Source organism: Protofrankia sp. Cas4, from assembly GCF_963555915.1.
Classification (GTDB): Bacteria; Actinomycetota; Actinomycetes; order Frankiales; family Frankiaceae; genus Protofrankia.
In genome coordinates this window covers 1-13,872 of sequence record NZ_CAUVXL010000089.1, presented here as the reverse complement: position 1 = coordinate 13,872, position 13,872 = coordinate 1, and the positions used below count along the sequence as shown (strand labels likewise).

At 67.0% G+C, this 13,872-nt stretch carries 13 protein-coding genes; 4 read left to right on the top strand and 9 right to left on the bottom strand.

Annotated features, from left to right (window positions below; genetic code table 11):
• Positions 1-3: 3 nt before the first annotated feature.
• Positions 4-1,890: a fumarate reductase/succinate dehydrogenase flavoprotein subunit gene (locus U9979_RS08290; protein WP_322778907.1), complete on the top strand. Its 1,887-nt coding sequence runs from the start codon at positions 4-6 to the stop codon at positions 1,888-1,890.
• Complete coding sequence (locus U9979_RS08285; protein WP_322750256.1) at positions 1,890-2,648, top strand: succinate dehydrogenase/fumarate reductase iron-sulfur subunit; 759 nt, start codon at positions 1,890-1,892, stop codon at positions 2,646-2,648. Before U9979_RS08290 ends, U9979_RS08285 begins: the two co-directional genes overlap by 1 nt.
• Before the next feature lie 71 nt (positions 2,649-2,719).
• Here U9979_RS08285 and U9979_RS08280 read toward each other — a convergent pair whose 3' ends face one another.
• A complete protein-coding gene (locus tag U9979_RS08280; protein ID WP_322778906.1) occupies positions 2,720-4,189 on the bottom strand; it encodes a polysaccharide deacetylase family protein in 1,470 nt (489 codons plus the stop codon).
• 1 nt (position 4,190) lies between these two features.
• Between U9979_RS08280 and U9979_RS08275 the strand changes: the two genes are divergently transcribed.
• The gene (locus U9979_RS08275) at positions 4,191-4,343 is read left to right on the top strand and encodes a hypothetical protein (protein ID WP_322750258.1); all 153 of its coding nucleotides are present in this window, start codon (positions 4,191-4,193) and stop codon (positions 4,341-4,343) included.
• 166 nt (positions 4,344-4,509) lie between these two features.
• On the opposite strand, the gene wecB is transcribed toward U9979_RS08275, so the two are convergent.
• The 8 genes from wecB to U9979_RS08235 all read right to left on the bottom strand — a co-directional run bounded on the left by wecB (position 4,510) and on the right by U9979_RS08235 (position 13,193).
• Positions 4,510-5,847 carry a non-hydrolyzing UDP-N-acetylglucosamine 2-epimerase gene (wecB, locus tag U9979_RS08270; RefSeq protein ID WP_322778905.1) on the bottom strand — a complete coding sequence of 446 codons (1,338 nt, stop codon included), beginning with the start codon at positions 5,845-5,847 and terminating at the stop codon, positions 4,510-4,512.
• Between the two features lie 81 nt (positions 5,848-5,928).
• Positions 5,929-6,750 (bottom strand): family 16 glycoside hydrolase, encoded by an 822-nt coding sequence (locus tag U9979_RS08265; protein WP_322778904.1) that lies wholly within the window; start codon positions 6,748-6,750, stop codon positions 5,929-5,931.
• Between the two features lie 5 nt (positions 6,751-6,755).
• Positions 6,756-8,309, bottom strand: a complete 1,554-nt coding sequence (locus tag U9979_RS08260) for a glycosyltransferase family 2 protein (protein WP_322778903.1) — start codon at positions 8,307-8,309, stop codon at positions 6,756-6,758.
• On the bottom strand, positions 8,306-8,554 hold the full coding sequence (locus U9979_RS08255; protein ID WP_322748753.1) for a hypothetical protein: 249 nt from the start codon (positions 8,552-8,554) through the stop codon (positions 8,306-8,308). The genes U9979_RS08260 and U9979_RS08255 overlap by 4 nt, the downstream gene beginning before the upstream one ends.
• A gap of 831 nt (positions 8,555-9,385) precedes the next feature.
• Positions 9,386-9,973, bottom strand: coding sequence for a PaaI family thioesterase (locus tag U9979_RS08250; protein ID WP_322748752.1), 588 nt, complete (start codon positions 9,971-9,973; stop codon positions 9,386-9,388).
• Positions 9,974-10,086: 113 nt separating this feature from the next.
• Positions 10,087-10,587: a hypothetical protein gene (locus tag U9979_RS08245; protein WP_322778902.1), complete on the bottom strand. Its 501-nt coding sequence runs from the start codon at positions 10,585-10,587 to the stop codon at positions 10,087-10,089.
• Entirely contained in the window at positions 10,584-11,858 is a 1,275-nt protein-coding gene (locus U9979_RS08240; protein WP_322778901.1) for a molybdopterin-dependent oxidoreductase, read from the bottom strand. The genes U9979_RS08245 and U9979_RS08240 overlap by 4 nt, the downstream gene beginning before the upstream one ends.
• 123 nt (positions 11,859-11,981) lie before the next feature.
• Positions 11,982-13,193 (bottom strand): low temperature requirement protein A, encoded by a 1,212-nt coding sequence (locus U9979_RS08235; protein ID WP_322778900.1) that lies wholly within the window; start codon positions 13,191-13,193, stop codon positions 11,982-11,984.
• Positions 13,194-13,262: 69 nt separating this feature from the next.
• Between U9979_RS08235 and U9979_RS08230 the strand changes: the two genes are divergently transcribed.
• On the top strand, positions 13,263-13,872 hold a 610-nt coding region (locus tag U9979_RS08230), incomplete at its 3' end, for a N,N-dimethylformamidase beta subunit family domain-containing protein (protein WP_322778899.1).

Here is a 13,872-nt window from a genome sequence, read left to right as displayed (position 1 = left end):
GCCATGACACCATCATCGATCTCGGAGACGCACGCATACGACGTCGTGGTGATCGGCGCGGGGGGCGCGGGCCTGCGCGCGGCGTTGGAGGCGCACGAACAGGGTGCCCGGGTCGCCGTCGTCTGCAAGAGCCTGCTCGGCAAGGCACACACCGTCATGGCCGAAGGTGGTATCGCGGCCGCAATGGGTAACGTGTGGCCCGAGGACAGCTGGCAGACGCACTTTCGCGACACGATGCGCGGCGGAAAGATGCTCAACCAGTGGCAGATGGCCCAGATCCACGCGCAGGAGGCGCCCGATCGGGTCTGGGAGTTGGAAGAGTGGGGCGCGGTCTTCGACCGGACGCCCGATGGACGGATCCTCCAGCGTGACTTCGGCGGCCACCGCTTCGCGCGGCTCGCCCATGTCGGGGACCGCACCGGCCTGGAGCTGATCCGTACCCTGCAGAATCGGCTGGTCAGCAAGCGTGTCGACGTCTTCATGGAATGCACGGTGTTGCGCCTGCTGACGGCGGGGCGCCAAGAGACCGCACCGACGCAGGACGTGCCCGACGGTGACGGACCGCCGGTCACCGGCGCGCTGGCGTACTGGCGTGAGTCCGGGACCTTCGTGCGTTTCGACGCGCCCGCAGTGGTGCTCGCCACCGGCGGCATCGGCAAGTCCTACCAGGTGACATCGAACTCCTGGGAGTACACCGGCGACGGCCACGCACTCGCGCTGTGGGCGGGGGCCGCGCTGATGGACATGGAGTTCGTCCAGTTCCACCCCACCGGCATGGTCTGGCCACCGTCAGTGAAGGGGATCCTCGTCACCGAGGGTGTCCGGGGCGACGGCGGTGTACTGCTCAACTCCGAAGGCCGTCGCTTCATGTTCGACTACATCCCGTCGATCTTCGCTGCTGAGACGGCCGACACCGAGCAGGAGGCTGACCGCTGGTACACCGACAAGGTGACCGCACGCCGGCCACCCGAGCTGCTCCCCCGCGATGAGGTGGCGCGGGCCATCAACGCCGAGATCAAGGCCGGGCGGGGCTCGCCGCACGGCGGGGTGTACCTCGACATCGCATCCCGCCGTGACCCGGATTACATCCGCCGCCGGCTGCCGTCCATGTACCACCAGTTCACCGAGCTGGCCGACGTCGACATCACCAGAGATCCGATGGAAGTCGGCCCGACGTGCCACTACGTCATGGGTGGCATCAAGGTCGACCCGGCCACCGCGGCGGCGACGGTACCCGGACTGTTCGCCGCGGGCGAGTGCGCGGCCGGCATGCACGGCTCGAACCGGCTGGGCGGCAACTCCCTGTCCGACCTGCTCGTTTTCGGCCGGCGGGCGGGGCTGCACGCCGCGTGGTACGCGCGGACGGTGCCAGCGGAGGCCCGCGGCGTGGCTGACGACGCACAGGTCAACGCGATCGCCGAGCAGGCCCTCGTGCCGTTCTCCGCCACCGCTGCGGAGGCGGCCCCGGAGAACCCCTATCAGCTGCAGCTCGACCTGCAGGAAGTGATGCAGAACCTGGTCGGGATCATCCGGACCGAGCCCGAACTCGTCCGGGCGCTGATGGAGATCGAAGCGTTGCAGGCCCGTGCCCGCCGGGTCGCCGTCGCCGGTCACCGGCAGTACAACCCCGGCTGGCATCTCGCCGTCGACCTGCGGTCACTGCTCACCGTCGCGGAATGCATCGCCAGGTCCGCGCTGGCCCGCCGGGAAAGCCGCGGCGGGCACACCCGCGACGACTTCCCGCAGCCCGATCCGGTGTTCGCAACCGTGAACCACGTTCTGCGGCTGCGCGCGGACCGGCTTGTCCTGACCGCCGAACCGCTGCCGGCGCTGCCGGCGGAGCTGGCCCATCTGTTCCAAGCAGCCGCGACCAGCGGAAAGGGTGCCTGATGGCCGCATACAACCTGGCGCTGCAGGTGTGGCGAGGCGATGCCGACGGCGGTGATCTGCACGACTACACGGTCAGCGTCGAGGAGGGCATGGTCGTCCTCGACGCACTGCACAGGCTCCAGCAGACACAGGTCCCAGATCTGGCCGTCCGGTGGAACTGCAAGGCCGGTAAATGCGGGTCGTGCAGTGCCGAGGTGAACGGCCGGCCCCGGTTGATGTGCATGACCCGCCTGAATCTGTTCGCGCCGAGCGACACCATCACGGTGACCCCGCTACGGACGTTCCCGGTGATTCGGGATCTCGTCACGGACGTCTCGTACAACTACGAGAAGGCCGCGCAGGTGCCGGCATTCGCGCCGGGGCCGCCCGCCGGTGCCGACGGACACCACCGGATGAAGCAGGAGGACGTCGACCGCGTCCAGGAGTTCCGCACGTGCATCGAGTGCTTCCTGTGCCAGACCGTCTGCCACGTCATCCGCGACCATGAGGAGAACAAACCGGTCTTCGCCGGCCCGCGGCTGATGGTCCGGTATGCCGAACTGGAGATGCACCCGCTGGACACCGGGGACCGACGGGAGCTGCTGCGTGAGCAGGCCGGAATCGGCTACTGCAACATTACCAAATGCTGCACGGAAGTGTGCCCGGAACACATTACCATCACCGACAACGCGATCATTCCGCTCAAGGAGCGGGTGGTCGACGCCTCCTACGACCCGCTGGTATGGCTCGGCAACCGAATATTCCGCCGACGGCGCTGACAATCGACACGGCCGTCGGCCATGGGTGGGTGACCCATGGCCGACGGCCGCACAACGACCGGGGTCGATGTTTAGACCGTGCCCGCCGCGACAAAGGTGTAGCCGAGCTTCTTTATCCCCGAAACGGTGTCGCGCAGGTACGCCTTTCCGTAATAGGCGTGGTAGAAGAAGCTCGCGAACCCGTCACGAATCACGAGGTTCCGCTTGGCTGCGTCGATCAGGTCGGCCGGCAGCCGGGCCGGGTGGTTGTTGAACGGCTCCGGCTCGATGTTCCCGATGTTCTCCGGGATGAGATAGGTGCCGTTCACGTCGGTGACCGGATATGGGAAGAACTGACCGGCGTACTTGGTGGCGTCGACGGTCCCGCCGGCAAGCTGGTTACGGAAGTACAGGCGCCGGTCATAGCCCTTGGTGAACGTGGCGCGCACGGCGGCGTAGTCGGCGGCCGAGCCGGCGTAGTGCGGGAACTCGAACGTCGTCGGCACAGGCAGGCCGGCCGCGGTGAACGCGGTGGCGGCGCTGTTCATGCGCCCGGCTGCCCAGGCCTGGCTGTCCTCGGCCACCGGACCGTCGTAGACGACGTTGTTCAGGGCATCGATGTGCGCCCGGAAGAATTCGAAGTCATCGGCGCTGACAGCGTCGTATGGATTCGCCACGTTCGAGTACTGGTGGGTGTAGCCGTGCATGAGCAGTGTCCCGCCCTTGCTCACCATGTACTTCAGTGCGCTGACCACGTCAGGTGTGTTCGCCAGGGTGGTGTCGACCGGGGTGCCGTTGTTGTACACACCCTTCGGGTCCCGGTACCGCGGGTAGACCGCGACGGTAAACGGCACCTGGGCCGACGACAGGTAGTCGGCCACCGTACGCAGTTCGGCCGGGTCGGCGTCCGGTCCGACGTCCTCGATCCGGACGAGCGCGCGGTGCCGGGTCGCTGTGGCCGGGGCGAGGACGTCGAAGAAGAGGTCCGACAGGGCAAGGTATCGATCTGTCGCATCCGTGTAGGCATATGGGATCTCACCGATATAGGTGAGGTTGTTCGACCGCAAGGCCCAGGGGAAGGTCGTCCCGTCGGCGCGCACCGCCTGGGCGAGCACCGTCGCCTTCGTGGTGTCCACGCTGGCATAGGACATGATCCCGCTGCCGTTGGGGGTGTACCGGGTCAGGCTGGTGTTCTTGTAGCGGACCTCGGCGACGGAGGAGAAATCGAACTGCGACCAGTTCCAGCCGTACGTGGCGGCGAACGTCGGTGACTGCGCGGTCAGCTGCCAGATGTTGTCGTACATCCACACCACCGGGCGGGTACCACCCAGCACGTCGGTGAGGAAAACGGTGGGCACCTGCTCGTCGTAGGTGGAGCCGACGTAGACGACCGCCTTGTAGTTCGCCATCTCACCGGCCGTGTATGCGGCCACCGGATGCGCCTTCCAGGTACCGAAGTGGGAGACGAGGTTCGCCGTCTGCATGGCGTACTGCTCGCCGAGCCAACCCCACTGGCCCGTGGTGTCGTACAGAATCAACGTTCCGGAAGGAGTTGTCGCCACCGTGGTGACGGCAGCCGACTGGATGCGCAACGCCGAGGTGGTGGCCGCCGGACGGATCGTCCCCGACGCAGCGGAATCGGAAGTGGAGCTCACCGGCCGGGGCCCGCGGCGAGGGGGTGAGGTGGACGGTGGGGGCGGTGGCGCGATCAGCTGACCGTCGGCCAACACCTGCGCATCGCTGTGATGCTGCGATGTTCCCCTGGAATGCGGCCGCTGCGCAGTTGCCGCCGTGGCCGTACTGACCAGGCCCGCAACAAGCGCCAGAACGGCAACTAAGATCGCTGCTACGGAGCCGCGGAATCGGCGGGTTCGCATCTACATCACGTCCTTTCGGGATGGATCTGGTTGACCTGGACAGGCTGATGATCATCCGTGGCACCCGTGGACGCACGGCTGGCGGAGCGGCCCACCGGAGTGCGAGCCTGGCGTGGCACACCGATGGTCGCCGGGCCGACCGGTGGACGGAACCGGGGCACGAACTCGTCGACCGGCGGACCCAAACCGAAGTAGTGCGCCAGCGCCGCAACGCTGCGCCGCGCCGCGCCGCCGTCGCCGTACGGGTTCACCGCTTCCGCCATTGCCGCGTACGCAGCCGGCTCATCAAGGAGCCGACCGACGCCGTCGACGATGCGGCGGGGGTCCGTGCCGACCAGTGCCACCGTCCCGGCATCCACGCCTTCGGGCCGCTCGGTGTTGTCCCGCATGACGAGCACCGGTTTGCCGAGACTTGGCGCCTCTTCCTGGACTCCCCCGCTGTCGGTGAGCACAATGGTGGCGCGACTCATCAGGTGGGCGAAGGCGGTGTAGTCGGCCGGATCGGAGACAACCACGTTCGTCAGGCCGCTGACGGCGGGCATGATTGCCGCACGCACGGTCGGGTTGCGATGGATCGGAAAGACGATCAGAAGATCTGGCCGCTCCGTCGCGAGCTGCGCGAGCGCCTCGCCGATATTGCGCATCGGCTCGCCCCAGGATTCCCGCCGGTGGGCGGTGACAAGGAGCACGGGCCGGTCGCCGGAAGCGTTGCGCTCCAACTCCGCCAGCAACGGGTCGTCTTTCGGCACAGGCTCCTTGACAACCCAGAGCAACGAATCGATCACGGTATTGCCGACGACGAGAACCGTGTCCGGCTTGACGCCCTCTGCGAGGAGATTGTCACGACTGGTGGGGGTGGGCGCCAGATGCAGGTCGGCGAGCTGGGTGGTCAGCCGGCGGTTGATCTCTTCGGGGAACGGTGAGGTGGGGTCGTTCGTGCGCAGGCCCGCTTCCAGGTGCGCGACGGGAACCCCCAGGTAGAAGGCGGCGAGCGCGCCCGTGAACGTCGTGGTCGTATCCCCCTGGACGATCACGATGTGCGGTTGGATCTCCGTGATGGCCGCCTCCAGGCCGCCGAGCGACCGGGTGGTGACCCCAGCGAGCGTCTGGCCCTGCTGGAGGACGTCGAGATCGACGTCGGGAACGATGCCGAACAGGTTGTTGACCTGGTCGAGCATGCTCCGGTGCTGGCCGGTGACGGCGACGACGGGACGGAAAAACGGCGAGGCCGCCAGTTCACGGACCACCGGTGCCATCTTGATTGCTTCTGGGCGGGTGCCGTAAATTACCAGGACGGTACGGTCTGGCCCACTGTCAGGACGGGTCGATGTTTTTGTGGCCATAACATGTCCTTTCGTCGGTCCTTGTCCGTGTCGGGTCAGGGATGCGGGTCGGGTCAGGGATGCGGGATCGGCGCGGGAAAGTCATGAGCGTGGGCGGGTGGGCGGGGGATCCGTACCGACGTGAATCCGGCGGAACTCCACGTCGGAGTCCTCGCAGTACAGACCCACAGCGCCGGCGAGGTAGGGGCGTTCCGGGTCGGTGAGATCAGCGATCACGGCTCCGTCGACGGCAACGGTGATCCGGCCGCCAGCTTGGGTGATCCCGACCGTGTGCCAGGTCGCGATGGTCGTGCGGGGCACCTCGCCGCTGGCGAGGAACCGCTGCCCGCCGGGATAGGCCGGATCCTGCTTGCTGATCTCCCAGCCGTTGGTTTTAAGGGCGAACGCATAGAAATGGCTGATATCGGTGTAATGCCACAAAACCCAGCCGACCTCCCAGGGCTGCGGCCCAGGCGTACGCAGCTGGCGGACGGTGCGCAGCTGGGCGGTGACGTCGACGTCGGTGTAGCGGTCGGCACTGACCACCAGCGCCGCATGGGTCGCGCCGGGTCCCACCGCCGATTTCGGGGCCAGCGAGATCACCTCATCGTCAGCGGTGCGGCCTGTGGTCGGCTCCACGGTCGGGCCTGCCGTCGAGCCTGTGGTCTGGCCATAGCCGTCGAAGACCGCGAGCCATGCGCCATGTCGGCTGCCGTCCACCCAGCGCACCATCTCGTCGTCCTCCTGGAACAGGCCGGTGAGCCGCCACATCCCCAGCAGCCCGATCAGGGCGAGCAGACTGACCAGCGTGATAACGGCGAGGATGGCCAGCCGGACGAGCAGTCCGGATCCGCAGCCGGCCGGCCCACGCCCCCGGCTGGTGTCGACGCCGTCAGGCGGATCAGCGGGCAGCAACGGTCGCACCGACGTCATCCATCGACGGGGACCGGCTCGCCGGCGTGCTCCGGCGATGCCGCCAGACCGACGTCTTCGCTGGTCACCATGGTCGCCGCCACCGCGGCTGCACTCGCGGCCGCAAGCGCGGGTGTAAGGGCTGGTGCAGGCAGACTTTCCTCCGGGCTGCGGACGGTCTTGTGCCAGCTGTTGCGGCCGCTGAGCATCCGGGCGATCGCCCACCAGCCGGCGACGAACCAGACCAGGGCATACAGGATGTAGAGGTGGCCGTAACCGATCAACCGCAGGACGCCGACTCCGGAGAGCGGCTCCTGCCTGCGATAGACCAGCGCGCAGATCAGTGCCGGAACGGCGGCCATCAGGTAGGCACCGGCGAACAAACTCGGATCGGGGCTGGGCCCACCGGCGAACCAGTCGGCCAGAACCGCGGCGGTCGAGAATCCGAACGCGAGTGTGAGCAGGGACGCCAATAAGATCAATAATGGGCTCGACAGGTGGAAGAGCATGTCGGGCAGGCTGCGGAGCCGCGCCTCCCGAATCACCCGCGGTATCAGCCGCCATGACTGCAGGTGCCCTTGGAACCATCGCGAGCGCTGGCGCAGCAGCCGACGAAGTCTCACCACGCCCTGCTGGTGGACGTCGGCCTGCGGGCAGAACCGGTTGCGCCAACCCGCGAGCAGCAACCTGACCCCGAGGTCGAGATCCTCGGTCAAACTGTGCGTCCATGGCTCGTCGCCCAGTGACCGCAGTGCTGAAAGCCGCACGAACTGGCCGTTGCCACCCAGCCCCACGTTGTCGACATGAGCCCGACCGCGCTGGAAGATGTCCGTGTAGATCACGAACTCCATGTCCTGCATACGGGCCAGCAGGTTGCCACGACGGTTGTTGATGCGGACGCCGGTCTGGACGCCGGCTGTACGCGGGTCGCTGAAGTACGACGCGACGACGTCGACGGCATGGGAATCCAGGCGTCCGTCCGCGTCGACAACAACGACGATCACGTTGTTCGGGTCGCGGGTGGCGACCTCATCGCGAACGCGGAGGTGGGCGATGGCGGCGTTCAGGGCAGCGCCCTTGCCTGACCGGGCATTGGGCAGATCACGCCGCAACAGCCACCGGCGCTCGTCGTCGACCCCGCGCACGATGCTGGACGTAGCGTCGTCCGAACCGTCGTCGACCACCAGGACCCGAATGTCGTCCCTTGCGGTGGCCAGCAAGCGCCGCAGACTCGCCCCGATCACCGCCTCCTCGTTGAGGCAGGGCATGACGAACACGTAGAACAGCCCAGCGGGCACAGCCTGCGGCGGCGGCTGGTGGGTGCGGGACAGCAACAACATCGTCACCAGGTAGAGGAAACCCATGACGATCAACCCGGCGGCGAGTAACCATGCGGCATCGACCCCTTGGCCGAGTAACGACCCCGCCGACAGTGCGCCCGCCCGGCGTGGTGCCTGCGCCTGCGCGGTCGCTGGAACGGCCAGGTACCAGGCAACGGGCAGGAGGACGACGAAACCACGGCGAAATTCCGTGGAAATCTTAGCTTTCCGTACACGGCACGGCCGGCTCATCGGCTGACCCGTCGTCCGGCTGGTCGGCCGATACTCTCGGTCACGCTGAAACGCTCGGCCGACGTATGCCCGAGACGACCGCGGACGCGCAGGAGGAGGGCCAGAAGAATACATACCACAGCGGCAGCGAGATACAGCACGAATGCCAGACCGACAACGTCGGTCAACACGCCGGACAGCATGTCGAAAACCTTAGAAGTAGTACTTCCGCTCAACGCGTGATCGGCCGCACGCGATTCGAACATAGATTCTCCATCAAGGCATAGATGCCCAGGTCTCCACCGGCGCGCAGCAACGCCTGATGCCCCCGACCTGCGCTGTTGGCGCTCGCCAGCGGCGACAGAGAGGTGCCCGACCAGCCTGGAAAGAACGCGAAAACAGGCGACTCACGGCACCCGTCAATTCCGCGGATCGCCGTATCACTCACGCCTTGAGGTGTAGCCGGCTCACTATAACAGCGGCAGGATTCCCCAGACCACCGCCGTCACACGGGTCGTACGATCCAGCTCATCCCCCTTGGACCTGGCCTCCCGAGTACTCGGCGAGGCGGTGGCGACACCCTCGACCGTCTGGCGGAGAACGATACCCCTGCGACTTCGCTGTTCGGACAACAGCGTTGCATGAAATGCCGCTGTGTGCAAAGGGCGTTCCGAAACCTCTGCGTTATCCCGCCGGTACATCAGGACCAACTATCACGCAGAGTCACTATCAGGTCGCCTATAGGCCACCACGCACGGCGATACATTGATCAGTTTCCGTGCGCACGAGAGGTTACCCACCACCCGCGACACACCCTCTGAGCAGGTGGAACAACGCGCTTGAAAACATTGCGTACGTCTCTGACAACCGATTGTCAGCAAGCAGCCATTGGCGCTGCGACAAAAATCGATGACGCAAAGTAATATTTGAGGAATGCTCCCGCCGTCGGCGGCCGGCATCCGCTGAAAAACCCTGAAGAGGCACCGCACTTTATATGACTCGCACTCTATCTACAATAAGAAAATCAATGAAAAACTTATGAAAAACTTGGCGACGATGGACATGGACGGGATCCGATGCACATCGTCACCATACAATCACTCCGTATTCTCAGGAGCAACATCAACAGACATGGCATCGCGCAGACGGTCAGCGTCGGTGTCGGCCAGGGTCAGGTGCCGGCGCGCCTCTTCCAGACTGACAAGCCGGTAACTGGCCGTCGCAGTTGCCATCGTCGCACCATCAAGATCGAGGATCTCGGCCGCAGCATGGGTGAGGCCGACTCCGGTCTGCTCCACACGCGACGGTCGCATCCGGGCTACGCAGTCATACGTCCTCCCGACGAACAAAGGTGAGACGTAACGCACCTTCATCGCCGTGGTGAACGCGGTGAGACCCACCTGGAGCACGATCAGGTTGCCCATGATCTCATCACAGACCACTCCGACCAGGCCACCGTGCACGACCCCGGGGTACGACTCATGTGCCCGCCCGAAGGTGAAGCGGGCCTGCAAGCCCTCGGGATGGGTCCGGAACTGCAGCTGAAGGCCCTGATCATTGTGCGGCGAACACCCGAAACACCGATAGTCCGACAGCACCGACCAGGGAACCTCGACCGGGCCGCCCGGACGCTCCCCACCGGGCGTCGCGTCGACAGCGTGCACAGTGGTATCGGCGGTCGGCATCCTGAGATCTCCCTCGCCCGGCCTGGTCTCGTCGACCTGGACTCCCTTTTTCTAGACGAATCCGCGGCGCGGGGCATCGATAATCACCCGACCCGATCACACGATCAGGCTCGTCAATCACGCCGGGATTCTGACCGCGGCACCGCCGTCGCTCCCGGCCGACGGCGGACCAGTAGCCAGCGGCGGAACATGACGACCGCGGCAATCACCCAGACCACGCCCAGCACGATCATGAGGTTGCGCTCGTAGGCCAGCGGGTCGACCGACGGGTTGTCGGGTTTGCGGCCATACCCCCGCCACAGGGGCAACGACACCAACGCGACCGAGCCGCTGACGATCAACGCTGCCTGTATCACGGCCCGGTACGGCGCCGGGACCAGCTTCGTCAGCACGAGACCGATCACGGCCAGCGCCGGGACCAGCAGGGCGTCGTGGACGGCGATGGCCACCAGCCCCCAACCGAGCGCGTACGGCGGATTGGCCGCAAGGTGCGCGTCCAACGCCCCGAACACCCCGACGCCAACCATGGCAATGCCACCGCCGACCAGCAGGACACGGAGCCCCAGCACCGCCGCACGCCATGCCGGTGCCCGGCGCCCGGCGGACTCACTCATACCATCACCACCCGGTGCACCCATTTGGTCTGCAGGACACCCGGTCGGTTCGGGGCGATCAAACGGACCGGATAGCCGTGGTCAAGCGCCAGCGGCTCGCCTCGGAGCCCGGTGGCCAGCAGGGTGAGCGAGTCCCGGGCGTGCGGTGGACGCACCTCGCTCGTGCTGTAGAGGCTGCCGCTCTCCAGCGACTCGACCCGCACCGTGGCGTCGTGCGGAATGCCGGCCCGATCCAGTAGCTGCGGCAGCGCAACCCCCGACCAGGTGGCATCCGCACTCCACCCCTCGACGCAGGTGATCGGCAGATGGGACGTGGCCTGGGGAAACGCGGCCAGGTCGGCCAGGCTCAACCGCAGCGGCCGGGGGCCGACGACCTCCAGGCGGTATCCGGGGTCGCGCGCCACGGTGGCGACCCCGGCCGCGGCTGCGGTGCGGTTGACCGGCAGGTTCTGTGGTCCGACCGTCGGCTTGCGTGGGGCCAGCAGATCCAACTCTGACAGACCGGGCACCGCCTGACCGACGGTGACCACCGTGATCACTCCAGCGGCCGCACCGACCGCTCCGACGAAGCCGCGTCGGGACAACCCGTCACCGTCGGGTTCCGACGAGCTGGTCCGCACCGGTACGCCGCCCGGTTCGAGATCGCCGCCGTCACGATTGACACCTTCGAGGGCGCCGCCGTCACGATTGACACCTTCGACGGCGACGCCGTGGACCCTGCCGCGTCCGACGTTGACACGCACCACCGTCAGCTTCGCCGCCACGTGCACGAGCAGCGCGCCGATCGTCACCCACGCGGCCCAGTAGTGGGCGACCGTGAAGAAGAAATGGAACGGGTACCACTGGGCGATGTTCGCGATCCCGGTGGAGAGCTGGAACAGCGCACCGCCGATGAGCACGATGATCGAAATCCGCTCCAACGCGTGTGCGACCGTGCGGACCGGCGGCCACTCCCACAGCCGCGGGTAGACCGTCCACAGTTTCGCCAGCAGCAGCGGTACGCTCGCCAACCCGGTCGCCACGTGCAGGCCCTGGGTGAACCGGTAGAACCACACCGGCCGGGACGGCCACGAGAACCACGACGTCGGATGTTGCATGAAATGGGAGACCAAACCGGTGGCAAAGCACGTCCCGAAGGCGATACCGAGCCAGATCCCGAGCAGCGCGGCCACCCGCGGGTCATGCAACCGGCTGGTGAACCGGCCCTCGCGCAGCGGTCCACGCCGCAGGGTCTCCGGCGGCGATGGCAGCGGGCGGGTGAGGGGATTCATATCTCCAACGTAGGACCGCCGGCCGCCGCCAGACACCCGCCACGGATTACAGGACGAGGACGGCGCCAGCCCGCGCCCTCCGGTGTGCCGCAACGGCCTGGTTCCCCCTCACCCGGTGCGCCCTCACGGATGCGGCGTGGAATCCGCCAGCTGCGGCCGGATCTGGTCGACCACGACCAGGGCGATGAGCCCGACGGTGAGCACAATCAGCACGAGCAGGCCGGAGAGGTGGGCGGCGAGCGGCACGGCCGCGAGCAACACCACCACCGCGGCCACCTGCGGCCAGCTCGGTCGGCGGCCGATACGGGCCGCGCACGCCATCAGGCCGAGGAGATAGAGTGCTGGACCGCCGAGCGTCACCAGAGCACCGGCCGTGTGCAGTTCGCCGCCGGGATGCACGATCACCAGCTCGACGCCGACCGCCGTCAACACGATCCCGGCGATGATGGGGAGATGCAGGTAGGTGTAGACGTCTCGGCCGATCTGGCCCGACTCGTCCGCCGCACTCCGGCTGATCCGCCGGGCGACCGATGCGCCGATCTGGCCGAAGTACAGCCACCACAGGGCGGTCGACGTCAAAAATGCAAACCCGAGCGTGACGACGACCGGGCCGCGCAGCCCCGCACCGGAGGCGGTAACCCCGGCCAGCACGATGCTCTCGCCGAGCGCGATGATCACGAAAAGCTGGAAGCGCTCGGCGAAATGGCTGCCCTCGACCTCCCACTGGCTCATCGGGGTGGCACCGGCGCGGGGCACCCAGTACCGAGCCAGCGGCGCCGCCAGGTCGAGCCCCAGCGCGGCGACCCAGAGCAGCCAGCGCGGCTCACCGGACAGTATCCCGCCGACGACCCACAGCGGGGCCGAAAGGATACTCCAGGCAAGAATCTGCCGGAAGTTCTCGTTGAACGCCCCCGGCGGGGTCACCCACACGACGAAGGCGTTCCGACCGATCTGCAACGCCACGTAACTGGCCGCGAAGAGCAGCGCGAGGTCGACGGCGCCTTCGGGGATCGCCACGGCCATCAGGAAGCTGGCCAGCATCACGTAGATCAGGACGAGTCGAACCGGCACCGTCTCCGGGTCGAACCAGTTGGCCATCCAGGTCGTGTAGTTCCAGGCCCAGTAGACGGCGACGAGGAAGAAGGCCGCCTGCACCGCGCCGATCCAGCTCAGATCCGCCAGCAGGTGGTGGGATATCTGGGTGACGGCGAAGACGTAGACGAGGTCGAAGTACAACTCGAAGAAGGTCGCGCGCTGTTCCCCGCCACCCCGGCCGCGGATGAAGGGAATATCCGGAATGACGGAACGTGTTCGCCCCACTGCTTCAGGCTGCATGGCCGTACCTGGACCCATACCCGAGCATAAGGCGCCGCCGCCTGAACAACACTGACGAGGATGGTCTGGATGCCAGCGCATGGAAGCCGACGCCACAGTCGGCCTGAGTCGGCCGGATGGCCCACGTCCGTCGCCGTCGCGATCGCGGTTGCGGTGGTGATCGCGGTCGTCCTCGGCGGGTGCAGCGGCGGTGCCGACCGGGGCCGCCAGGCCACGGGGCGCGTGCCTGGCGGAGCGAGCGCCGGAGCGAGCGCAGGGGCGAGCGCCGGGTTTGACGTCCGGGCCGAGAACGCGAAGCCCGGTGCCGACTGCGGCCTGGCCCGTCTCGGCTACAACCACGCGGTGGAGGGCTGGCTCGACCATGCCAGCATCCGGACCGGGGACGAACTGCACCTGTTCGCGTCCACGACCGCGGCCACGCTCAAGGCCTCCGTCTTCCGGATCGGCTGGTACGGCGGACGAACCTGCCGGCTGGTCACCGAGGTCGGTCCGCTACCCGGTCGGGTACAGGCCCCCGCCGCGCGCGACCCGAAAACCAGCACCGTGAGCACGTCCTGGATGCCGACAACGGCGTTCGACACGAGCAGCTGGCCGCCTGGCGCGTATCTGATGCGCCTGGACGACTCCGACGGTTTCCAGACCTACGTTCCGTTGACCGTCCGCAACCCGACGACATCGG